Source organism: Gemmatimonadaceae bacterium, from assembly GCA_016720905.1.
Classification (GTDB): domain Bacteria; phylum Gemmatimonadota; class Gemmatimonadetes; order Gemmatimonadales; family Gemmatimonadaceae; genus Gemmatimonas.
This window is the reverse complement of record JADKJT010000029.1, coordinates 276788-299351: the sequence shown is the minus strand read 5'-3', so window position 1 is coordinate 299351 and position 22564 is coordinate 276788. Positions and strand designations below refer to the sequence as shown.

General features: G+C 65.3%; 19 protein-coding genes, 2 tRNA genes and 1 pseudogene. 21 read left to right on the top strand and 1 reads right to left on the bottom strand.

All coding sequences use genetic code 11. The annotated features are described in order from the left end of the window. The 13 genes and pseudogenes from pheS to recN all read left to right on the top strand — a co-directional run bounded on the left by pheS (position 1) and on the right by recN (position 13654). Entirely contained in the window at positions 1 to 1011 is a 1011-nt protein-coding gene (gene pheS, locus IPP90_18040; GenBank protein MBL0172571.1) for a phenylalanine--tRNA ligase subunit alpha, read from the top strand. Beyond that, positions 1008 to 3338, top strand: coding sequence for a phenylalanine--tRNA ligase subunit beta (locus tag IPP90_18035; protein ID MBL0172570.1), 2331 nt, complete (start codon positions 1008 to 1010; stop codon positions 3336 to 3338). The genes pheS and IPP90_18035 overlap by 4 nt, the downstream gene beginning before the upstream one ends. Continuing rightward, positions 3269 to 3448: pseudogene (locus IPP90_18030) on the top strand (hypothetical protein). The gene IPP90_18035 and the pseudogene IPP90_18030 overlap by 70 nt, the downstream one beginning before the upstream one ends. Then, positions 3438 to 3782 (top strand): hypothetical protein, encoded by a 345-nt coding sequence (locus IPP90_18025; GenBank protein ID MBL0172569.1) that lies wholly within the window; start codon positions 3438 to 3440, stop codon positions 3780 to 3782. Before IPP90_18030 ends, IPP90_18025 begins: the two are co-directional and overlap by 11 nt. Further along, positions 3779 to 4090 (top strand): cell division protein ZapA, encoded by a 312-nt coding sequence (locus tag IPP90_18020; protein MBL0172568.1) that lies wholly within the window; start codon positions 3779 to 3781, stop codon positions 4088 to 4090. The genes IPP90_18025 and IPP90_18020 overlap by 4 nt, the downstream gene beginning before the upstream one ends. A gap of 166 nt (positions 4091 to 4256) precedes the next feature. After that, complete coding sequence (gene rny / locus IPP90_18015; protein MBL0172567.1) at positions 4257 to 5831, top strand: ribonuclease Y; 1575 nt, start codon at positions 4257 to 4259, stop codon at positions 5829 to 5831. Beyond that, positions 5821 to 6717, top strand: coding sequence for a bifunctional methylenetetrahydrofolate dehydrogenase/methenyltetrahydrofolate cyclohydrolase FolD (folD, locus tag IPP90_18010; protein MBL0172566.1), 897 nt, complete (start codon positions 5821 to 5823; stop codon positions 6715 to 6717). The genes rny and folD overlap by 11 nt, the downstream gene beginning before the upstream one ends. 25 nt (positions 6718 to 6742) lie before the next feature. After that, positions 6743 to 7957: an exodeoxyribonuclease VII large subunit gene (gene xseA / locus IPP90_18005; protein MBL0172565.1), complete on the top strand. Its 1215-nt coding sequence runs from the start codon at positions 6743 to 6745 to the stop codon at positions 7955 to 7957. Continuing rightward, positions 7912 to 8166: an exodeoxyribonuclease VII small subunit gene (gene xseB, locus IPP90_18000; GenBank protein MBL0172564.1), complete on the top strand. Its 255-nt coding sequence runs from the start codon at positions 7912 to 7914 to the stop codon at positions 8164 to 8166. Before xseA ends, xseB begins: the two co-directional genes overlap by 46 nt. 4 nt (positions 8167 to 8170) lie before the next feature. Continuing rightward, a complete protein-coding gene (locus tag IPP90_17995) occupies positions 8171 to 9082 on the top strand; it encodes a polyprenyl synthetase family protein (GenBank protein ID MBL0172563.1) in 912 nt (303 codons plus the stop codon). A 55-nt stretch (positions 9083 to 9137) separates the two neighbouring features. Further along, entirely contained in the window at positions 9138 to 11030 is a 1893-nt protein-coding gene (locus IPP90_17990) for a 1-deoxy-D-xylulose-5-phosphate synthase (protein MBL0172562.1), read from the top strand. Beyond that, positions 11030 to 11899 carry an NAD(+)/NADH kinase gene (locus IPP90_17985; GenBank protein MBL0172561.1) on the top strand — a complete coding sequence of 290 codons (870 nt, stop codon included), beginning with the start codon at positions 11030 to 11032 and terminating at the stop codon, positions 11897 to 11899. Before IPP90_17990 ends, IPP90_17985 begins: the two co-directional genes overlap by 1 nt. A gap of 24 nt (positions 11900 to 11923) precedes the next feature. Further along, a complete protein-coding gene (recN, locus tag IPP90_17980; protein MBL0172560.1) occupies positions 11924 to 13654 on the top strand; it encodes a DNA repair protein RecN in 1731 nt (576 codons plus the stop codon). On the opposite strand, the gene IPP90_17975 is transcribed toward recN, so the two are convergent. Beyond that, positions 13630 to 15258 (bottom strand): hypothetical protein, encoded by a 1629-nt coding sequence (locus tag IPP90_17975; protein ID MBL0172559.1) that lies wholly within the window; start codon positions 15256 to 15258, stop codon positions 13630 to 13632. The genes recN and IPP90_17975 overlap by 25 nt on opposite strands. 141 nt (positions 15259 to 15399) lie before the next feature. On the opposite strand from IPP90_17975, the gene IPP90_17970 reads away from it, so the two are divergent. The 8 genes from IPP90_17970 to IPP90_17935 all read left to right on the top strand — a co-directional run bounded on the left by IPP90_17970 (position 15400) and on the right by IPP90_17935 (position 22562). Beyond that, entirely contained in the window at positions 15400 to 17184 is a 1785-nt protein-coding gene (locus tag IPP90_17970) for a hypothetical protein (protein MBL0172558.1), read from the top strand. Positions 17185 to 17273: 89 nt separating this feature from the next. Beyond that, positions 17274 to 17346: transfer RNA gene (locus tag IPP90_17965), tRNA-Gly, on the top strand. Positions 17347 to 17411: 65 nt separating this feature from the next. Next, positions 17412 to 17495 (top strand) — tRNA-Leu (locus tag IPP90_17960). A 25-nt stretch (positions 17496 to 17520) separates the two neighbouring features. Beyond that, positions 17521 to 18513, top strand: a complete 993-nt coding sequence (locus IPP90_17955) for a M20/M25/M40 family metallo-hydrolase (protein MBL0172557.1) — start codon at positions 17521 to 17523, stop codon at positions 18511 to 18513. After that, entirely contained in the window at positions 18510 to 19598 is a 1089-nt protein-coding gene (gene asd, locus IPP90_17950) for an aspartate-semialdehyde dehydrogenase (protein MBL0172556.1), read from the top strand. The genes IPP90_17955 and asd overlap by 4 nt, the downstream gene beginning before the upstream one ends. Next, positions 19595 to 20950, top strand: coding sequence for a lysine-sensitive aspartokinase 3 (lysC, locus tag IPP90_17945; GenBank protein MBL0172555.1), 1356 nt, complete (start codon positions 19595 to 19597; stop codon positions 20948 to 20950). Before asd ends, lysC begins: the two co-directional genes overlap by 4 nt. Continuing rightward, a complete protein-coding gene (locus IPP90_17940) occupies positions 20947 to 21678 on the top strand; it encodes a 4-hydroxy-tetrahydrodipicolinate reductase (GenBank protein ID MBL0172554.1) in 732 nt (243 codons plus the stop codon). The genes lysC and IPP90_17940 overlap by 4 nt, the downstream gene beginning before the upstream one ends. Then, positions 21675 to 22562 carry a 4-hydroxy-tetrahydrodipicolinate synthase gene (locus tag IPP90_17935; GenBank protein MBL0172553.1) on the top strand — a complete coding sequence of 296 codons (888 nt, stop codon included), beginning with the start codon at positions 21675 to 21677 and terminating at the stop codon, positions 22560 to 22562. The genes IPP90_17940 and IPP90_17935 overlap by 4 nt, the downstream gene beginning before the upstream one ends. The last annotated feature ends 2 nt before the right edge of the window (positions 22563 to 22564 follow it).

Here is a 22564-nt window from a genome sequence, read left to right as displayed (position 1 = left end):
GTGCAACTCTCAGAGTATCTCGAACTGGCGCGTGCGCTTGATGCGGAGGCGAGCGCGCTGCTCCTCGGCCTCGATCCCGCGACGCGGCTTGACGTGGCGAAAGGCCAGCTCAACGCGCTCAAGGATGACCGACTGAACGCGCTGCAAAACGCCTTGCGCGACCTGCCCGCCGAGGATCGGCGCGCGGCGGGGACGCAGTTCAACAGTCTCAAGAGTCGCCTGCAGCAGCATCTCGATGACTTTGTCGCGAGGCAGACGGAGGGGGGAGGGGCCGACGCGTTCGATCCCACGATGCCGGCCCGTCATGGGTGGAAGGGCACACTTCATCCCGTGACGCTCGTCATCGACGAGATCTGCGAGATCTTTCGCGAGTTGGGATTCACCATCGCGCTCGGGCCGGAAGCCGAAACGGAGTGGTACAACTTCGGCGCGCTCAACTTTCCGCCGGATCATCCGGCGATGGAGTTGCACGACACCCTGTATCTGGGCGACGACACGCTGCTGCGCACGCACACGTCACCGGTGCAGGTGCGCACGCTGCAGGGCATGGCGCCGCCGGTGCGGGTACTGGCACCGGGACAGGTGTACCGTCGCGACTTCTTCGATGCCACACACGCGCCGGCGTTCATGCAGCTGGAAGGCCTGGCGGTGGACGAAGGGGTGTCGTTTGTCGATCTCAAGGCGACACTCACGGAGTTAGCACGTCGGTTCTACGGGGCGTCGCGTCGCGTGCGATTCGGCCCCTCGTACTTCCTGTTCGTCGAACCGGGCGCGCAGATGGATGTCGAGGTCGACCTGCAGGACGGCAAGGGATTGCGGTGGGTCGAAATCCTCGGGTGCGGCATGGTGCATCCCAACGTACTGGAGGCGGCGGGACTGGACAGCGAGCGGTTCACCGGCTGGGCCTTCGGAATGGGGCCGGCGCGCATCGCCATGTCCCGCTATGGCATCAACGATATACGACTCTTGTACGATTCCGACGTTCGATTCCTGGAGCAGTTCGCGCGATGATCGTTTCCCATGAGTGGCTGAAGCAGTTCGTGCCGCATGCGTTGACCGCGGAGCAGGTTGGTGAATTGCTCAGCCGGCACTGCGTCACGCTTGATGGCATCGAACGACTCGGTGCCGAACTGTCGCCGTTTGTCATTGCGCAGGTGGTCGAAGCCGGGCGGCATCCGAATTCCGATCATCTGTGGGTGACCAAGGTGGATGACGGCAGTGGCACGTTGCTCGACGTGGTGTGTGGGGCACCCAATGTGGTGGCAGGGCACAAGTATCCGTTTGCCCGCTCCGGAACGGTCATGCCCGGTGGGCTCAAGATCGAGAAACGCAAGATCCGCGGTGAGACGTCCAACGGCATGTTGTGCTCGCCGCGTGAGTTGGGATTGGGTCAGGAGCATGACGGCATCATGAGGCTCGAAACGGACGCGACGCCGGGGACGCCGTTACTGGATGTGCTATCCCTTGCCGATACGCGACTGGATCTGGATGTCTTGCCCAATCGCCCGGACCTGCTGTCCCATCGCGGCGTGGCGCGCGAGATCGCGGCGGTCACCGGCGTGCCCGCCACGCACATGCCGAGCACGGATCTCGCGGACATCGCCACCACATACGTCGAAACGTCGGGCCGTGATCAGGCCACGGCCGACGGGATCACCGTGCGTATCGAAGACGCGGTCAGCTGCCCCGCCTATCTCGCGATGGCCATTCGCGGCGTGACGGTGGGGCCAAGTCCTGAGTGGCTGCGGAAGCGTCTGGAGAGTATCGGGCAGCGCAGTATCAGCAATGTCGTCGATGCAACCAACTATGTGCTGCACGGGCTCGGTCAGCCGGTCCACGCCTTCGATCTCGACACGCTGGCGCAAGGCCGCATTGTGGTGCGTCCCACCCGCGAGGGTGAATCGCTGGTCACGCTCGACGGCACGTCGCGCGCGCTGCCGGCAGGCACCACGGTGATCTGTGATGGTGCGGCACCGGTGGCGCTGGCGGGGGTCATGGGCGGCAAGGCCACCGAAGTCACCGAACAGACGCGCGACGTCCTGCTGGAGGTGGCGTGGTTCGAGCCGCGATTCGTGCGTCGCGTGCGCCGACTGGTGGGACTCTCCACCGACGCGAGCTATCGTTTCGAACGTGGCGTCGACGCGGCCGCGTTGCGTGAAGTGGCTGTGTTCGGCGCCGCCCTCATCGCGCAGGTCGCGGGCGGACGCATCGGGCCGCTGTTATCAGTGGGCGTGCCGCCCGGCGATCGCGCGCCCATCACCTTGCGACCGCAGCGCCTGGTGCACGTGCTTGGTGCTGAAGTCTCCGTCACTGACATCACGCGGCGACTGGAAGCATTGGGATGCGTAGTGTCCGCTCGCGGCGACGTTCTGGCTGTCGTCGCGCCGTCATGGCGGCATGACTTGCTCTACGAGGTTGATCTGATCGAGGAAGTGGCCCGACTGATTGGATTCGACGCGTTGCCGGACACGCTGGAGGCATCACGGCCGAGTAACGTGCCCGACCACCCGCTGCACCTGGCGGGTCGCCGCGTGCGTGATACGCTGGTGGGCTTGGGATTGGCCGAAACGCGACCAATGCCCTTTACCTCCACCGGCTCCGCCGAGACGCCTCGCGTGCGCAATCCGCTGGCCGAGGACGAGCCGTTTCTGCGCGCATCGCTGCTTGACACATTGGCGCGCCGCGCGGAATACAATCTGTCGCGCATGCAGGGCAACATCCGGTTGTTTGAAATCGGGAACGCGTTTGTGCCAGCCAATGACCGCTTGCCGCGTGAAGAACTTCGCGTGGGCGCACTGATCATGGGGGCGCGACGTCCAACGCATTTCTCCGAACCGCAGCCACCGTCGTTTGATGTGTGGGATGCCAAGGCGATTGCCGAACGAATGCTCTCTGCCGCGTTCCCGGGCGCCCGCCACACGGCCACTCCGGGCACCGGACGGATGATTTGGATGCTTGACGTGGAAGGGCGAGGGATCGTAGGTCACGTCGAACGGGTCGCGCTCGATCGACCGGTCTGGGCCGCGGACGCCTTTGGCGTGGAGATCTGTCTCGGCGTGCTCTCATCAAAGGATGTCGCCGCCCCGACGACCAACGCGCACGCCGAGAGTGCCCAGCGTGAGCCATCGGCCTCCGCCGGGCTTCGCGTGATGCCGTTGCCGGTGACGCCGGCGGCAGAGTTTGACCTGGCGTTGCTGGTGCCGGACGGCGTAACGGCCGCGGCGGTGGAGGCCACCTTGCGGGCGACGGGCGGCGAGTTGCTCGAACGGGTCTCCTCTTCGATGAATTCAGGGGGAGCGGTGTACCAGCAGGTACCCGGAGTCTGGCCTGGCGATTGACCTTCCGTCATCCAGAGCGCACCCTCAGGGACAAGGAGATTGAGGGGCGCCGAGCGCGCCTGCTGGAAACCCTCGACAAGGAACTGGGAGTCCGTCCTCGTGCGACCTGATGTCGCCGCCTTCCGCGAGCTGGATACACTTGTTCGCAACCTCAGCGAGCAGCTCGCCGGCTATCGCCGCCGCGCCTTGGCCGCCGAGTCTCGGCTGCGAGAGCTGGAGCAACAGCTCGCCATGTTGGCGGCGATGCCGCCGGCACCGGTTCCGCCCGCAACGACGCCGCTGCTTCCGACGGTGCCAGGGGGAACGGGTTCCTCGTCTGACGACCTGATGCTGGAGAATGAGCGACTGCGGGCGCGCCTGTCCGAAGCACGGGAACGCACAGTGCAGGTCGCTGACCGGGTGCGGTTTCTTCGACAGCAGCTCTCATCGGGTGCCGAGCGATGATCGACCAGAAGTCCGTGGTCCGGGTCCGCATTGTCGGCGAGGAGTACACCCTTCGAACGGAGGCCTCAACGGCGCACACCGAGGCCGTCGCCGAGCATGTCGACCGAACCATCCGGGCGATCCTCGCCAGTGGTGCCACCGTTGAGACGCATAAGGCCGCCATACTGGCAGCCCTGCAGATCACCGACGAGCTGTTTCGAGAACGATTGGCGGCTGAATCGTTGACAACGGAGTTGCGGCAGCTGGCCTCTGATATCCGACCGCTGCTCCCGCCAGCCAAACGAGGCGAGGAGCCGGCCTCAGCGTAACGCAGGTTGCGGCGTAGCAAGCATTTCCGTACGTTCACGAAGGAAGGTGCAGCGACTGTCGGACCGGTGAATCTGCCGTGGTTCGCTCTGCGTTTCCGGGGTTTGACATGCCCTGTGATACGAAGGACACTCAATCCGCGCACCGCCGCGGTGGAGCATAGATCTCATGGGGGATTTTCCCGTTGTGGCGCTTCTTGGCGCCCTGGGAGTGATCTCGGCTGTCGTCATGTACTTTGTGGGACGACAGGTCGAAGTTCGCGGCCAGCGCCGCGCCAAGGCGACGGCTGACGAAACGGCATCCCGCATTCTGGATGAAGCGCGTCGTGATGCCGACACCGCGCGAAAGAGCGCGATTCTTGAAGGCAAGACCGAGCTGATGCAGCTCCGTGAAACACTCGAAAAGGAACTGCGCGACCGTCGCGGAGATGTTGAACGCGAGGAAAAGCGCGTCCTTGAACGGGAAGGGCAGCTTGATCGTGCCCGTGAATCACTGGAAGGACGCGAAGTGGGGCTCCAGCAGCGCATCGGCGAAATGGGCAAACAGGAAGCGCGGTTGGCCGATCGTGATCGCGATGTGGAGCGCCTGGTGGAGGACGCGCGGCGCCGTCTGGAGCAAGTGGCTGGATTGAGCGCTGAACAGGCGAAGGCCGAACTGATCAGGCGGATGGAAGATGCCGCGATGGCCGACGCCGGGAACCGACTGCGGGAAATTCGCGAGTCTTCGCGGCGCAACGCGGAACGGGAGGCCAAGAAGATCGTCGCCCTTGCCGTGCAGCGTGTCGCGGCGGAAACGACGGCCGAGACGACGGTGTCGGCCGTCTCGTTGCCCAATGACGAGATGAAAGGCCGAATTATTGGACGCGAAGGTCGGAATATCCGGGCGTTTGAATTGGCGACCGGTGTCGACGTGATTATCGATGACACGCCGGACACGGTCGTGGTGTCGTGTTTCGATCCGGTGCGACGTGAAACGGCGCGTCTGGCCCTTGAGAAACTGGTGAGCGACGGCCGCATCCATCCGGGACGGATCGAGGAAGTGGTGGCCAAGGCGCGCAAGGAAGTCGAGGCCATGATCATTGAAACCGGCGAGCAGGCCGCGTATGAAGTTGGTGTGGCCGGGCTGCATCCGGAGCTCATCAAGTTGATCGGCCGGATGCGGTGGCGGACGAGCTACGGACAGAACATCCTGTCGCACTCGAAAGAGGTGGCGTGGCTGGCCGGGATGATGGCGGCGGAACTTGGACTCGATGTCGCCCTCGCCAAACGCGGCGCGCTGTTGCACGATGTCGGCAAGGTGCTGACGCACGAGCATGAGGGCACGCACGTGCAGTTGGGCGTCGAAGTGGCCACCAAGTACGGCGAGAACCCACTGGTGGTCAATTGCATCGCGGCGCATCACGACGATGTGCCGCACGAAAGCGAAGTGTCCGTGCTGGTGCAGGCGGGCGACTCGATCTCCGGTTCACGGCCGGGCGCGCGCCGGGAAGCGTTTGAGACATACGTGAAACGACTGGAAGGACTCGAGAAGATCGCCTCGAGTTACCGCGGTGTCGAACGCGTATTTGCCATTCAGGCCGGGCGTGAAGTGCGCGTCGTGGTAACGCCGGAGCAAGTGGATGATGCGCGCATGACGGCGCTGTCGGAGGAGATCGCGCGTCGCATCGAATCGGAGTTGCAGTATCCGGGACAGATCAAGGTGGTGGTCATTCGCGAGAGCCGGGCGGTGGACTTTGCGCGCTGAACTGATCGATGGGAAGGCTATTGCGGAGACCATTCGCGCCGAAGTGACGCGCGATGTCGCGGCGCTCGTGGCGCGTGGCGTGGTGCCCGGGCTCACGGTCGTGCTCGTCGGCGACGACGGGGCAAGCGCCACGTATGTCGGGGCCAAGGAGAAGGCGTCGAAGGCCGCCGGCATGGCCGGGACCACGCTGCGACTTCCGGCGTCCACCAGTCAGGACGACTTGTTGTTGCTGGTTGAGCATCTCAACCGCGATCCGTCGGTGCATGGTATTCTCGTGCAGATGCCGTTGCCATTGCACATCGATCCGGACACGGTGATTCGACATATTCGACCCGACAAGGATGTTGATGGCTTCCATCCGGTAAACGTGGGCAAGCTGCTCATCGGTCATACCGATGGCTTCGTCTCCTGCACGCCCGCCGGGGTGATCGAGTTGCTGCTTCGCAGCGGCGTCGAAACGCGCGGTGCCGACGCGGTGGTGGTTGGTCGCAGCAACATTGTCGGCAAGCCGATGGCCGCACTGCTGATCCAGGCGCGTGCGGGTGGCGATGCGACCGTGACGGTGTGTCATAGCCGAAGCCGTGACCTCGCGTCCCATACCCGGCGCGCGGACATTCTGGTGGTGGCTGCCGGACGCGCCGAGATGATTACCGGGGATATGGTCAAGCCTGGCGCGGTGGTGATTGACGTGGGCATGAATCATGTGCCGGATGCAACGCGGGCGAAGGGCTCGCGACTAGTGGGCGATGTGCACTTTGAGAGCGTCGTCGAGGTCGCGTCGAAGATCACACCGGTGCCCGGTGGTGTGGGCCCGATGACCATCGCCATGCTGCTTCGCAATACCGTGCGCGCTGCCGAGCGGGCGCTTCATTCAACATCCGGCTGAGCCCGTGTAGCAGCCCGACGCACCAATGCCTTTGGACCACCACCATGGCGGAGTTCGCGACCCTGGCAGCGAACCAGACAATGCGATCACGGTCCACACACTGACGTCGGCGGCGAAGGATCTGATCGAAGGGGCGTTTCCACCGCTATGGGTTCGCGGCGAAGTCAGTGATTTCAAGGCCCATCGAAACGGCCATTGGTATTTCGCGTTGCGCGATGCGGACTCGCAGGTGCGTTGCGTGGTCTGGAGTACGCAGCAACGGCGGATACCGGCGATGCCGGATGACGGCATGCAAGTGGTCGCTCTGGGGCAGATGACCGTCTGGCCGACCAGAGGCGATCTGCAGTTCTCCGTGCGTGCCATCGAAGCGGAAGGGGATGGACTGTGGCGCAAGGCGCTTGAGCAGTGTCGACTCCGACTGGAGAAAGACGGACTGCTTGATCCGGCGCGTAAACGCGCATTGCCGTCGTTTCCCCGTCGCATCGCGGTCATCACCAGCCCGGATGGTGCCGCCCTGCATGATGTGGTGACGGTCGCACGCAGCCGCAGTGCCGACGTCGAGATTGTGGTGGTGGCGGCACAGGTGCAGGGCGAGGGCGCGCCGGAGTCCCTGATCGCGGCGATTGGGCGAGTCAGCCGATGGGGCGGTGCCGAGCTGTTGATTATCGGTCGAGGTGGGGGAGCGCGCGAAGACCTGTGGGCCTTCAACGACGAGCGTGTGGCGCGCGCGTTGGCGGCGTGTCCGATACCCACGATTTCTGCCGTGGGACATGAGACGGACATCACCGTGTGCGATCTCGTGGCGGACGTACGCGCGGCCACGCCGTCGGCCGCCGCCGAGATCGCCGTGCCGGCGCGACGGGAGGTGATCGCGCGGGTCGACGCGCTGGGCAAGCGCCTTGCCGCCGCCGCGCAGCGCCGAGAGGATCGGGCGGTGGCATCGGTGGGACAGGTGCAGAAGCGGCTCGCGGTTGCCGCAGGACGGCTGGTGGAACGCCGTCGCGCTCGCGTCGAAAGCCTGGCCGGTCGACTGCACGCGCTCTCTCCACTGGCCACGCTGGGACGCGGCTTCGCCGTCGCGCGTGGCCTTGATGGCGCGACGTTGAGGAGCCGGGAACAGCTGGAGGCGGGTAGGCTGTTTGAACTGTGGCTGCAGGATGGCATCGTTTCGGCCGAGGCCGGTGAGGGTCGTCCATTGCCGTTTGCCCTGCCCCAGCCCCGTCTACCGGAGTCACCGTGACGTTTGAAGAGATCCTGCATCGACTGGAAGACATCGTGCGCGAGCTGGAACGCTCGGACATCGATCTCGACCGGGCGCTGAAGCTCTTTGAGGAGGGCATTAGTCATCTGCGCTCGGCGTCTCAAGCGCTGCAGACGGTGGATGCGCGGGTGCAGCAGCTGATTGAAGCGGCGGACGGATCGTTCTCCGTGACGGAACTCGGAGGCTGACTCAGTGCCTTCGCCGACGGATACTGAACTGTTGTCCGGCCGCTTCGCGACGGCTCGCGGCGCCCTGCTGCGCGCACTTGACGTGTTTTGCGCCCAGTGGCTGGGCGAGATCGATCCGCTGACGGCCGACGCGATCCGCTATTCGCTGCTCGGTGAAGGCAAACGGCTGCGCGCCATTCTGTTGCTTGAAGCCTATCGCGCCTGTGGCGGCACGGGCGACGCCAGCCACCTCGCCGCGTCGGTGGAAGTGGTGCACGCGTATTCCCTCGTGCATGACGATCTGCCATGCATGGACGATGACGACATGCGCCGAGGACGCCCGACGGTGCATCGAGTGTACGGTGTACCCGTTGCCACCGCCGCCGGCCTCGCCATGGTGCCATTGGCCGCCCGCAGTGCCTGGCATGCCGCACGGACGCTGGGGCTGCCGAATCTCGAGGCGGCCGCCGTCGTGCGCGAGTTGATGGAAGCGTCCGGCGGCGGCGGCATGATCGGTGGGCAGCTGCTCGACCTGCAAGCGGAAGGCGTGCACCTGACCGTGGAGGCACTCGAACGCGTCCATCGCCTGAAGACTGGCGCGCTGATCAAGGCGTCGGTCACTTTGGGCGCACGGGCCGCGCGTGCCAGTGAGCGCCAGCGACTGGCGTTGGCACACTATGGCGCGGCGGTCGGGCTGGCGTTCCAGATCGCCGACGATGTTCTTGATGTCACGTCCACCACGGACCAGTTGGGGAAGACGGCTGGCCGGGATTTGGATCTCAACAAAAGCACCTATCCGGCCTTGTTGGGTATCGAAGGGGCGATCGCGAAGGCGATCGCGTTGGTTGAGGAGAGTTGCGCGGCGTTGGCGGAAGAGCACTTGTTGACGCCGCCGCTTGAACAGTTGGCCCGGTTTATCGTCGAACGGCGTTCCTGAGGACGCCGCATCACTTTGGCGCAGTTGCAACCGCGCCGCCATATTCGATTCCTCCATGTCGATTCTCGAGGGCATTCAGTCCCCGGCTGATCTCAAGACGCTGTCACGCGATGACCTGCGCACGCTCGCGCAGGACATGCGCGAGCGTCTCATTGACGTCTGCTCGCGGACGGGTGGACATATCGGGGCCGGGCTCGGCGTGGTCGAGCTGACGATTGCCCTGCATACGGTGTTTGATACGCCGCGCGATCAGCTGGTCTGGGACGTCGGGCATCAGGGCTATCCGCACAAGCTCCTCACCGGTCGCAATGCGCGCATGGAGACGCTGCGACAGGAAGACGGACTGTCGGGATTCCTCAAGCGCACGGAAAGCGAATACGACACCTTTGGCGCGGGTCACGCGGCCACGGCCATCTCCGCCGCGCTTGGCATCGCCGCGGGACGCGATGTGCTCGCGGAACGATTCAAGGTCGCCGCGATCATCGGCGATGGATCGATGGGCTCGGGGTTGGCGTACGAAGGGCTCAACAATGCCGGCCATTCCGACCGGGACATCATTGTCGTGCTCAACGACAACGAGATGTCCATTGCCCCGAACGTGGGGGCGATGCACAAGTATCTCACGAGCATCCAGCGCAATCCGCTCTACAATCGCGTGCGTTCGCGCATCGGCGATCTGGTGGACAACGCGCCAGCGCCCTTCAGCGGCATGAGCACCCTGGTGCGAAAGTGGGAAGAAAGCGTGAAGTCGTTTCTCACCCCGGGCGTCCTGTTTGAGGAACTGGGATTCCGGTATTTCGGCCCCATCGATGGTCACGATATCGACGCGCTGCTGGAGACCTTCACGGCCGTGCGTGGCATGACCACGCCGCGCCTGGTGCACGTGATCACACAAAAGGGGCGCGGCTTTCCGGCCGGCGATCACGGGGAGAAGTGGCATGCGCTGCCTCCGGGGCACGACCCGGCCACGGGCAAGCAGCTCAAGGCCAGCACCGCCAATCAGGCGTGGACGGCGGTGTACGGGAAAGGCCTGCTGGAACTGGGTACGGAGCGCGCGGACGTCGTAGTGATCACGGCGGCCATGCCTGGCGGTACTGGTACCGGCGCATTCGCAAAGGCCTTTCCCGATCGGTTTTTTGACGTGGGGATCGCCGAAGGGCACGGTGTGACCTTTGCGGCGGGACTTGCAACGCGCGGGCTGCGTCCGATCGTCACGATTTACTCGACGTTTCTGCAACGTGGGTACGACAACATTATTCACGATGCGGCGATGCAGAATCTCCCGGTGATTTTCGCCATGGATCGCGCGGGCCTCGTGGGCGAGGATGGCGAGACGCACATGGGCATGTATGACATCCCCTATATGCTCGCGGTGCCTGGCATGACGGTGACGGCCCCGCGCAATGGGGCGGAGATGCTCGGATTGCTGAGGGCGGCCGTGGAGCATACCAGCGGCCCGTTCTGTCTGCGCTATCCGCGAGACGCCTCGCCGGATACCCCGCCGGAGATGTCACAGATTGCCGCCACGCCGTACGGCACGTGGGAGGTGCTGCGGCAGGGGCGCGAGTTCGCCATTCTTGCGGTGGGGACCATGGTCGAGACGGCGCTGCAGGCCGCCGAGGTCCTGTCCGCGGAAGGACTCGATGTCACCGTGGTCAACTGCCGATATCTCAAGCCGTACGACGAGGTCACGCTGAACGCCATTCTCGCTGAACACACGCAGGTGCTGACAGTGGAGGAGGGCGCAGTGGTGAACGGCTTTGGTGCGTACATGTCAGCGATCATCCAGCGACTCGCGCCTGCGGTGCGCGTGGCCACGCACGGTGTGCCTGACCGCATTATTTACGCCGCGTCGCGCGCCAAGCAGTTGGCGTCGCTCGGACTCGATGCCGCCGGACTCGCGGAGCGCGTGCGCGCACTGCATACGTCTGACGCGATGGCCGGCTGATGCGCGTCGGCATCATCGGTCATCGCGGATACGTCGGGCTGCCCGACATCCTGAGCACGCTCCTGGATATTTCCCCGTCCCTCGGGCTGACGCTGGCATTCGAACCCGAGTTGTGGGAAATCGCGGAAGAGGGCGAGCGCCTGGAGGATCCGCATCAGGTTGACGCGCTCTTCACCCTCGGCGGCGACGGGACCTTGCTGCGAGGGGCGCGGTTCCTGAACGGGTACGCCATCCCCATCCTGGGGATCAACCTCGGGCGATTGGGTTTCCTCACCAGTTGCAGTGGCGATGAACTCGAGTTGGGGGTTCGTCGATTTGCCGCAGGGGATTTTGCCTCCGAGGCGCGCATGGCACTCCAATCGGCGGCGCTCGATCGCGAAGGTCATCAGCGGTGTGAATGGCTGGCGCTCAACGACGTGGTGTTGCACAAGGGTGGTTTCGCGCGCGTGGTGAAGCTGTCGGTATTCGTCGATGACGAGTTGATCGGTACCTATTCTGCCGACGGGCTCGTGCTGTCGTCGCCCACCGGATCGACCGGCTATTCACTCTCGGCGGGTGGGCCCATCGTCGTGCCGACGGTGGAGAGTATCGTGCTCACGCCGGTTTCGCCCCACACACTGGCCATGCGCCCGCTCGTGCTGCCGCCGCAGGTGGTGGTGAAGGTGCGTGCTGAGGATGGGCCGGACGAACTCTTGGTAACCATCGACGGCCAGGTCGGTACTACGTTCACCAGTGGGGAGACGCTCGTCGTACGTCGCGCTCCCAATCCGGTGCACATCGTTCGCTTTCCCGGCACCACATTCTTCAGTCGGATGCGACGGAAGTTCGGCTGGGGCGGACTCAGCGAACGCGACGGCGAAACCGCCTGACCCTTTCTCCCGGTCGACTCACGGATGCTCATTGAGCTGCGCCTGCGCAACGTGGCCGTCATCGATGCCGTCACGTTGCCGTTGTCCGAAGGGCTCAACGTGCTCACTGGGGAGACCGGGGCAGGGAAGTCGCTGATTGTCGGCGCACTGGGCATGCTGCTCGGTGAACGGGCCGCGTCGGATCGTGTGCGTGCCGGCACTGAGAAGGCCACGGTCGAAGGGGTCTTCGAGCTCAAAAGCGGGGACGGCGTGCGCGCCGTGCTCGACGCGCGCGGCATTGAGTCGGATGACGATCTGCTGGTGCTGAAACGGGAAATCGGTGCGAATGGGCGCTCTCGTGCCTGGATCAACGGCACCACCGTGACCGCGTCGCTCCTCGCGGACATCGGTGCGCTGTTGGTGAGTGTGCACGGCCAGCACGACTCACGACAACTGCTCGAGCCGGAGCATCAGCGCGATATCCTCGACGCGTTCGTAGGGGCCGAGGCGGAGAAACGGCAGGTGGCCGACGCGTATGCCCATCGGAGCGCGTTAGTGGCGCGTGAACGGGAACTCGAGGCGCGGCGCAAGGATGCCGAGCGTCGAGCCGACTACCTGCGTTTCGTTGTGGGGGAAATTGACGGGGCGCGGCCAGTCGTTGGCGAAGATGAGGCGCTGGATGCGGACATTCGTCGCCTCAGCCACGCCGAAGAGTTGCGCACGACCGCTTCGCAGGCAGCGTCCGCGATCAGTGGCGATGAGCATGCGGCCCTCGGGCGACTCGGCACGGTGCGTCGCGCGCTCGCGGCGCTCGCGCGCATCGATCCGGAAACGGAACGATGGCAGGGTGTCTTTGATGGCGCGGTCTACTCGCTCGATGAGCTCTCACGGGAACTCGAGGGATACGCGGAGTCGATCGACGCCGATCCGGAACGCCTGCGTCGACTCGGCGCGCGTCGCGACGTGCTGAATGGCCTGCTCCGCAAGCACGGGCCCACACTGGCGGACGTGGTGTCCACGTGGCAGCGCGCGCGCGAAGAGCTCGACCTTGTTGATGGGGGGGCGCTCGATCTGCGCGCCATCGCCGAGTCGCGGGCCGCCGCTGACGGTGCGCTGGCGGAAGCCGCCGCCAACCTGTCTCGACGGCGCACAGCGGGTGCGACACAGCTTGGCGTGGCGGTGGCGTCGTTGCTCCCGGAACTCGGAATGCCCGATGGACGCTTTGAGTTGTCGCTGACCACGCTTGACGCGATTGGCGAATCCGGTGCGGAGTCGGTGGGGTTTCTCGCCGCCTTGAATGCCGGGAGTGACCTCCGTCCACTGCATCGCATCGCCTCCGGTGGCGAGCTCTCGCGGGTCATGCTGGCGCTCAGCACGGTACTCGCCCGCCTGCAGCGTGTGCCAACGCTCGTCTTCGATGAAGTCGACGCGGGCATCGGTGGGGCGATTGCCTGGCAGGTGGGCGCCTTGATGCGACGCGTGGCGGGGCATCATCAAGTGCTCGCCATCTCGCATCTCGCGCAGATCGCGGCGCGTGCGCACCACCACGTGGTGGTGCGCAAGGGCGCCGTCGGCACGGTCACCACGGCGGACACGTCGGTGGTGCACGACGAGTTTCGAGTCCTGGAAATTGCCCGCATGCTGGGAGGTGACGCCGATCGGGAAGTCAGTCGTGCACACGCCCGCGAGTTGCTCGAACGTGGCCGCGTCGACGAACCGTCGTTGCCCGCGGCCACCCGACGCACCGCCGCTCAGCGTCGCGGAAAGCCGGTATAGACGCGCAATTCCAGACGATCGGTGGAGATGGCCGGTGCGTCGCCGCTGCCCGTGATCGGCGCAATGTGTACGTAGAGCACTTCCACCGGCCACTTGGATCGTCCGCGGGCATAGCTGGACAGGGTCGAAAACGTCGCGCCGAACATGTAGGCCTGCGAAGTGCGCGCACCGATATCGAATGACGTCGCCGGCAGGGAATCGGTGGCGCCGAATTCGTAGCGGTCCGCATCGGCGCGTCGATACTGATAGCCACCGGAGAGCCCGAAGAACTGGCCGAGCATGAGGCGCGGCGCGAGTTCCACATCGAGATGTCGACCCAGCGAACGCGTGGCGCGCGAGGCCACCGACGGGAGAAAGAACGTCGAGTCTGTCAGGAGCGGTTGCCGCAGCACCGCGTGATCGCTGAACGGTTGCACCACGCGCAGCGTACCACTCATCCAGACAAACCGGTTGAGGACGACGTCGGTGGTGCTGCGCGCGAGGAGGGCGTTGGCCCCGTCGCCAATTGGCACGTCGAAGGCGGCGTCGGTGCGATCGGCACCGGCCGTGCCGAAACGCCAACCGGCCGTCACCTGGCTGCGCACCCCGAACTGCTTGGCGGCGAGCCACTGTGCCGGTCGATCTCCGAGCGTGTTGAGCCACAGGTACGACGCGGTGAGGTCGATATCACCGATCCCGGCCCGTCGCGTACCCCCCAATGTCGGATAGTCGAGACCATAGGCACTGTCCGTCGCGATGCGCGCAATGGCTCCCGGACCGTTCACGACAATGGCCGCGGCGGGCAGGACGCCGTCGGTGAGACTGGTGATGCCAAATCCGACCAGCGCGCTGCGCAGGGTGCCAATGCGCGCATTGATGGCTGCCTGCGTGGCGGAGTTGCTGATGGGTACCACCGGGGATCCACCACGAACGCTGTCGCCATAGACCGCGACAATCGCTGACTGCGTCGCCAGCGCCTGCTGCAGCAATTGCTGCGCGCCCGCAGGATTCGCGCGGATCGCATCGCAGCCGGTCGCCGTTGTGGGCACGCAGCGGGCAATTTCGGCCGCCAGCAGCGAGCGAGACTGCGCCAGCTGTCGCAGGAGCGCGCCATTCAGGCTGCGTGCGGTACTCCCCCCCGTGGTCGAGTACGCCGGATTCTGGCCAACGGTGGCGCCGCTGCCGGCGCGGTTGAGCACCAGGAGGGCGTTGTCACGCGATTCGACATAGGGCACGACGAGCCCGACGGAGAGCTTCTGGGTCAGCCCCAGGTCGAACGATATCGGTGCGATACTCTGTCGGGCGTCACCACTGGCCTCCAGCGGTCCGAGTGACAACGCGAACGTCGAAATGCCGCTGAGGGTACGGATTGCCTGCTCTGCAGCGCTCAGCTGCGGCAGTTGCCGAACGCCCAGTGCGTTGGTGGCCAGCCCGCTGAACATCGCGCGCGAGCCGTTGGAGGTGAACAGCTTGTCGTACCCATCCCAAATGCCCATCACACGCAGTCGCAGCGCGCCCTTTGGCAGTGGTGTGGCGTCGGCACCCGCTCCGGTGACCGCTTGTGCGGCCATGGGTCGGGTCGCGCCGAATCCCAGTACCGTCCACAGGGCATACCTGCGAAGCACGGGCCAACGACGGTGGCGGGGCCAAGCGACGATTGCGGAACAGGGGGAGACAGACGGCCGGAACATGCGATGGGCAAGGCGTGGAGTGGCAGGCACGAAGGTAGATTATACCCTCGCGCTTTCCACTTCGTTCGATTCAACGTGCAAATACCCAACGTACCGTGGCAGGTGACAGGCAATCACTGGCTGTCCCTCCCTTGCATCAATCCCGCGGACGGCGCAGTGCATGCGGTCGGCGTGCTGCACCGGGGCGCGCGCGCCGCCATTGAGTTTGCGGGGAGCGAGCAGTTTGAGTCAGGCGCCGGTCAACCGCTCATGGTGCCGGTCCTGCGCGTCAATGGCCAAGTGCGCGCGCTCGCGTCGGAGGGTATCGCGTGGGAGCGGGCCGTTGGCTGGTTGCCCACGTTCACCTGTACCGTCGGCTCACTCCTGCTGCGCGGTACGGTGTTCGCACCGTACGGCCGCGATGCCGACATGGCGGGGGCGGTCTACACGCTCGGCGTGGAGAACCGCGGACAAACCGAGGTGTCGGTTGAGATCGCGTTGGAGGGTTCGCTGGGACATCGCCAGCAGCGAGTACGCTCGGCCAGGCCATTCGATGACGAGCATCGTGTCAGTATCGGCGCGGACGACGTATTGCTGCTGGAGGGCACGGCGATTCCCGGACTCGCGGCATTGGCCATCGGAGCTGACGGCCCCGCGCGACTGGAAGCGCCGGCCCGCGCATCGCGCGACGCGTGTGCGTTTGCCATTCGCCGCGATCTGGTCATTGCCCCCGCCGCGACGATGCAATGCGCCTTCTATGTGGCCGTGGGCCCCGAACGCGATGGCGCACAGGCGACGGTGGGAGTCATGCGGCGTCGCGGATGGCGCGCGCTGCTGACGGCGACCCGTGAAGCGCTTGCCAGCATGGAGCAAACTACGGGAAACGAAGGCGTTGATCGATTGATCAATCGCAATCTGCTGTTTGCCTATTTCTACGGCGTCGGTCGCGCGTTGGATGACGCGCACTATTACCTCGTCCGTTCCCGTGCCCCGTGGCATGCGGCGGGCGTGACGGTGCGCGACTTCGAGGCATTGCTGTGGACGCTCCCCGCCGTGCAGTTGGCGGACACCGGACTGGCGCGCGAACTGCTGGTGCGCGTGTGCGAGTTGCACGGCTATGCACCGGGACAAGGGGTGCACTATTTCGACGGCACCCTGTTTCAGCCGGGCTTCGCGATTGAAGGGCCGGCGTCCTATGCCATTGCCACCGACCGCTACATTCGCGATAGCAACGACGATCAGATTGTTGAGGAACCCGTGGTGGCCGATACGCTGTACCTGGCCGCTGACGACATCTCCGCCCGTCGGGATGCGCAGGTCCCGCTGTATTCCACCGAGGTGCTGCCGTCGGGTGGACCGGCACCACACCCCTTCACGCTGCACGGCAACGCGACCGTGGCCTTGGCGCTGGACGTGTTGCGGCGCACGCTGGATGAAGAGGCAGCCGCTGGCCTGCAGGATCCGGCCGCCGTGCGCGCCGCGTTGTTGCGGCACTTCGCCGTGGACCGGGGCGGCAAGGCGCGATTGGCCACGTCAATCGATCTCGCCGGAGGCGCGGGGCTGGAGGACGATCCGGTGGGCAGCTTGATGTGGCTGCCGATGTATGAAGCGCTCGACCGCGAGGATTCGCTGTACCGGCGCTCCGTGCGGGCCGTGGCGGGTCAGACGACGGCGCTGGCTCCACAACTCGCTCGGCTTTTGGGTCCTGATGGCGCGGAAGTGCTGACATGGCTTCGTCGCGCAGCATTGGACAACGGGATCGCCGCCGAGTTGGTGGATGGCGATGGGCGGGCCATCGAGAACGGCGGTGATGCGGCGCTGGCCGGATTGCTGGCATACACGGTGTGGTATACCGCGCACGCACACGGCTTGCGGGGATAAGGTGGCTGGACCGTCGCTTGTCGGGTTCCCGTCGTTCGGGTTATAGTGTGGTGTTGCCGGTAAGGTCGTAGAGGCCGTGTCTGCACGCTGCGGGAATAGCTCAGTTGGTAGAGCACAACCTTGCCAAGGTTGGGGTCGCGGGTTCGAGTCCCGTTTCCCGCTCTCGGCATCATCGGTGTGGGTGGGCTGTCGGGAGCGTGACAAACGCTCCCGATGGCGTTTCCGGGACCCGGGTGGCGAAACTGGTAGACGCGAGGGACTTAAAATCCCTTGGCCGCAAGGCCGTGTGGGTTCGAGACCCACTCCGGGTATCAACGGTTCGCTATTTTTCCGCACATGTCAGACGTCGTCGCCCTCGCCTCGGAACTGCTGTCGCTGGAATCCACCACCGGTCGCGAAAAAGACGCGGTGGATTTTGTTGCCCGCTGGCTGATCTCCCGCGGATGGAACGTGACGCTGCAGGAAGTCGAACCGCAGCGATCCAACGTGTGGGCCACTCGACGTGGCGGCGGCGTGACGCTGTCCACGCATCTCGACACGGTGCCGCCGTTCGTGGCACCGCGACTCGAGGGCAATCGGCTGTATGGCCGCGGTGCCTGTGATGCCAAAGGCATAGCCGCCGCCATGCTCATTGCCGCGCAGCGTTTGGCGGACGCCGGTGAAGAACGGGTGGATCTCCTGTTTGTGGTGGGCGAAGAGAAGAGTTCGCCGGGTGCGCGCGCTGCGAATCGACTGCCGGCCACCAGCAAGTGGCTGGTGAACGGCGAGCCCACTGAGAGCAAGTTGGCCTCCGGCGGCAAAGGCGCGCAGCGCGTCATTGTGCGCGTGCGCGGCCGCGAGGCGCACTCGGCCTACGCGCATCTTGGCAGCAGCGCACTCGAGCCACTGATGGACTTGCTGCCCAAACTGCGGACACTGGCCTTGCCCGTGGACCCGATTCTGGGCGCCACGACGTACAACATCGGCGTGCTGCGCGCGGGTACCGAGGCCAATGTCGTGCCGGGTCTCGCCGAAGCGGAAATCATGATTCGACTGGTAGGTGATGTAGCGCCCGTGCGCGAGGCCTTCGCCGCGTGGGCCGGTGATCGGGCCGAGTTGGTGTGGGGATCCCACATTCCGGCGCAGCACTTTCATGTGATTCCGGGTTTCGACGTGGAGCCGGTCGCCTACACCAGTGATATTCCGTTGCTTGATCGATGGGGGACTCCGTTGCTGTTCGGACCGGGCTCCATTCACGTGGCGCACACGCCCATCGAGTACATCGACACTCACGAGCTCGAAGCGTCCGTGGACGCCTACGAGCGCATCGTCCACGCTCTCCTCGCATGACACTCGCTTCGAACCCGCCCGCCACGCGCTGGCCCGTCGCCGTGCTCGGTGCCACCGGTGCTGTAGGCCAGGCCTTCATCCGCTTGCTGGCCGGACACCCGTGGTTCGATCTGGTGGAAGTTGCCGCCTCCGAGCGGAGCGCCGGAAAGTCGTATCGCGAGGCGTCGCGTTGGCTTGAGGGCCCGCTATCCGACACGGTCGCCAACCTCACGGTGCTGCCGTGCGATCCGACAGCGGTTCGTGCGCCCATCGTATTCTCGGCGCTCGACTCGGGTGTCGCCGGCGATGTGGAAGCCGCGTTCGCCGCGGCAGGTCGATTGGTGCTGAGTAACGCGAAGAACTACCGCATGGCGCCCGACGTGCCATTGGTGATTCCCGAAGTGAATGGCGATCACCTGGGGCTGCTGACGCGACAGCGCCGTGAACGCGGGTGGCCCGGTGGCATTGTGACCAACGCGAATTGCGCGGTGACCGTCGTGGCCATGGCCTTGGCACCGCTGCATGCGGCGTTTGGCGTGCGCAAGCTGTTCGTGTCAACCATGCAAGCGGTCTCGGGGGCCGGATATCCCGGCGTGCCGTCGCTGGACATTCTTGGCAACGTGATTCCCTACATTGGCGACGAAGAGCCGAAGATCGAAACCGAGATCACGAAACTCCTCGGATCGTTCGACGGCGCAGCCATCGTTCCCGCCGACATTATCACCAGTGCGCACGCGAACCGCGTGCCGGTGGAGCACGGTCACACGGTGTGTATGTCGGTGTCGTTTGACCGACGTCCGACGCCGGAGGACGCCCTGCAGGCGCTGCGGAGCTGGACGGGCGTGGAAGCCGTGCGCGGACTCCCCAGCGCACCCTCTCCGGTGCTCATCGTGCGTGACGAACCCGATCGCCCGCAACCTCGGCGAGACGGGCCCTCGGGCCGGGGGATGGCCGTGACCATCGGACGCGTGCGCACCGACCCGCTGTTCGATTTGCGGTTGGTGGCCATGGCGCACAACGTCATTCGCGGCGCCGCCGGCGGTTCGATTCTCAATGCCGAACTGCTGGTGGCTACGGGACAGTTGGCGGGGCTCGCGGCGACGTGATCGTTTGCAAGTTCGGCGGCACGTCCGTGCAGGATGCGGCGTCGATCGATCGGGCGGTTGCCATCATCCGCGGCAAGGCGACGCGTCAACCGATTGTCGTGGTGTCGGCGCTGGGCGGGGCGACGAATCAGCTGTTGGAGATCGCGCACAAGGCGGCGGCGGCGGAACTATTGGTTGCGCTGCAACTCACCGAACAGCTTCGAGACCGACACCTGCGTGAGGCGGCGGCCCTACTCGCCGGTTCACCCGAAGCCGATGAGATTGCCACTGAGATCAGCGCTGGGTTTGACGAGTTGGCGCATTTGGCCGAGGCCTTTCGCACGCTGGGCTACCTCACGCCTCGTTCGCTGGATACGGTGGCGGCCATTGGAGAGTTGCTGTCTTCGCAAATTGTCGCGGCGGCTTTTCGGCATCGCGGACTACCCGCCGTCTTCGTCGATGCGCGCGATGTGATGAAGACCAACGATTTCTTCACGCGCGCCGAGCCCGATCTGGCCGAAATCGAGCGGGCCGCCGAGCAGCGGCTGGTGCCGTTGGTGCAGCGCGGCCAGATACCGGTCATGGGTGGCTTCGTGGGCTCGGCCCCTGGTCGCGTCACCACAACCCTTGGCCGCGGCGGGTCCGACTTCTCGGCGTCGCTGGTCGGTGCGGCCGTGCAGGCCGAGGCCATCGAAATCTGGACCGATGTGGACGGCATGCTCACGGCTGATCCGCGAATTGTCCCCGAGGCGCGACTCATCGAGCGCATTCGATTCGACGAGGCCGCGGAGCTTGCCTCGTTCGGTGCCAAGGTGCTGCACCCCAGCACGATTGCGCCTGCCGTTCAGCGTGGCATTCCGGTGTACGTGTTCAATTCGCGCCGTCCGGAAGGGCGGGGCACCATGATCGCCTTCGATGCACCGCGCATGGCGGTGCGCGCCATCGCGGGTAAGCGTAACACCACCGTCATCAAGCTGCGCTCGGCGCGCATGTTGCTGGCCCCCGGTTTTCTGCGGCGCGTGTTCCAGGTGTTCGAAACACATCGCACGTCCATCGACGTGGTGGCAACGTCGGAAGTATCCATTTCGGTCACGCTGGACGATCCGTCCAATCTCGATGCAGTCGTCGCCGATCTGATGCAGTTCGGAGACGTCGCGGTTGAGCGGCATCGAGGAATCGTCGCGATTGTCGGGGCCGGCATCGCCGACGGCGGTGGCGCACTGGCGGACGCGATTGCTGCCTTGGGGCCGATCCCCGTGTACATGGCGTCGCTGAGTGCGACCGGGATCAACTTCACTTTGGTGATTGATGATGCCGAGGTGGTGCCGGCCATGCAGCGACTGCACCACACGTTCTTTGGCAACGTGGCGTGACCAACGCCAACGTGCGGGTTGCCCTTGTTGGCATGGGACGCATGGGCCGCGCGCTTGACGCGCTCGCACCCGAGCGTGGCCTTGATGTCGTGGCCCGGCTGGATGCGCCGGAGATGCAACGCGGATTGTCGCTGGGCGATCTGCGCGACGCTCAGGTGGCCATCGAGTTCACGCAACCCGAGTCGGCCGTCAGCAATGCGCGGGCGCTGCTGGCGCTGGGATGCCCGGTGGTGATTGGCACCACGGGCTGGACGGCGCAACGCGAAGCGCTGGACGCTGCTATTGCGGAGTATCAGTGCGCGGCGCTGACGTCGCCGAACTTTTCGCTGGGCGTCCAGTTGTTTCTCGCCTTCGCCGAGGACGCCGCACGGCGCCTGCGTGATGTGTCGGCGTTCGACGCGCATATCGTGGAAACCCATCACGCGGCCAAGCTGGACGCACCGTCCGGGACCGCGCTGGCGCTCGGCGCGCGTTTGGCGAATGGACTCGGACATGACGTGCCGATGACGAGCGTGCGCGTCGGTTCCGTCCCGGGCACGCATGAAGTCATATTCGATGCCCCGTTCGAGCAGATTCGACTGGTGCACGAAGCGCGGGATCGGCGCGTGTTCGCGGACGGGGCGCTGGCGGCCGCGCGGTGGCTTGCGGTGGGTCGTTTGCCAGCGCTGTATTCGATGCAGGATGTCCTCGCGACGTCCGCGAACCCTCGGCATGGAACGGGTGCATGACCCCACATCGGTTGCATGGATGCGGCACGGCGCTGGTGACGCCGTTCACCGCGGACGGCACGGTCGACGAAGTGGCGTTGCGCGCGTTTGTCGAATGGCAGGTCCGCGACGGCGTGCACTTTGTGGTGCCCTGCGGATCGACCGGTGAGGCCGTTACGCTCAGTCCAGTCGAACATCGACGGGTTATCGAGATAACGGTGGAGCAGGTGAATGGGCGCGTGCCGGTCGTCGCGGGCGCGGGGTCCAACGACACGCAGAAGGCCATCGCGCTGTCACGCGAGGCGAAGGCGGCCGGTGCGACCCATCTGCTGCACGTGACGCCGATGTACAACAAGCCGCCGCAGCGTGCCCTGCTGGCGCATTTTCGCGCCATCGCCGACGCGTGCGACCTGCCGATTGTGCTCTACAACGTGCCGGGGCGCACCGCGATCAACCTGGACGTGCGCACATGCTTGTCGCTGGCGCAGGATCCGCGTTTCGTCGCCGTCAAGGAGGCTTCCGGCAATCTGGCACAGATCACGGAGATCATTCGCGAGCGTCCCGAAGGATTCGCCGTGTTGTCGGGCGACGACGGGTTCACGCTGGCGGTCATGGCGCACGGCGGCGAAGGGGTCATTTCGGTGGTGTCCAACGCGGTGCCGCACCTCACGGCGTCGCTGTGCAAGGCCATGGCGCGCGGTGACCTGGCCGACGCGCGTCGGCTGGACGAGCGACTCGCTCCGGTTGTTCATGCGGCATTCATCGAATCGAATCCCATCCCGGTGAAGGCCATGCTGCATATGCAGGGGCGGATGGAGAACGTGCTGCGCCTGCCGCTGGTCCCCTTGTCCGACGTGCATCATGATACCGTGCATCGTGCCCTCGCTTCCGCCAACGCGCTCTAGAC

Excerpts from the sequence above, each read along its gene's own strand:
- IPP90_18035 (MBL0172570.1), top strand. The coding sequence starts at position 1,008 with ATGATCGTTTCCCATGAGTGGCTGAAGCAGTTCGTGCCGCATGCGTTG.
- IPP90_18020 (MBL0172568.1), top strand. The coding sequence starts at position 3,779 with ATGATCGACCAGAAGTCCGTGGTCCGGGTCCGCATTGTCGGCGAGGAG.
- rny (MBL0172567.1), top strand. The coding sequence starts at position 4,257 with ATGGGGGATTTTCCCGTTGTGGCGCTTCTTGGCGCCCTGGGAGTGATC.
- xseA (MBL0172565.1), top strand. The coding sequence starts at position 6,743 with ATGCCTTTGGACCACCACCATGGCGGAGTTCGCGACCCTGGCAGCGAA.
- IPP90_17990 (MBL0172562.1), top strand. The coding sequence starts at position 9,138 with ATGTCGATTCTCGAGGGCATTCAGTCCCCGGCTGATCTCAAGACGCTG.
- IPP90_17985 (MBL0172561.1), top strand. The coding sequence starts at position 11,030 with ATGCGCGTCGGCATCATCGGTCATCGCGGATACGTCGGGCTGCCCGAC.
- recN (MBL0172560.1), top strand. The coding sequence starts at position 11,924 with ATGCTCATTGAGCTGCGCCTGCGCAACGTGGCCGTCATCGATGCCGTC.
- IPP90_17955 (MBL0172557.1), top strand. The coding sequence starts at position 17,521 with ATGTCAGACGTCGTCGCCCTCGCCTCGGAACTGCTGTCGCTGGAATCC.
- asd (MBL0172556.1), top strand. The coding sequence starts at position 18,510 with ATGACACTCGCTTCGAACCCGCCCGCCACGCGCTGGCCCGTCGCCGTG.
- IPP90_17935 (MBL0172553.1), top strand. The coding sequence starts at position 21,675 with ATGACCCCACATCGGTTGCATGGATGCGGCACGGCGCTGGTGACGCCG.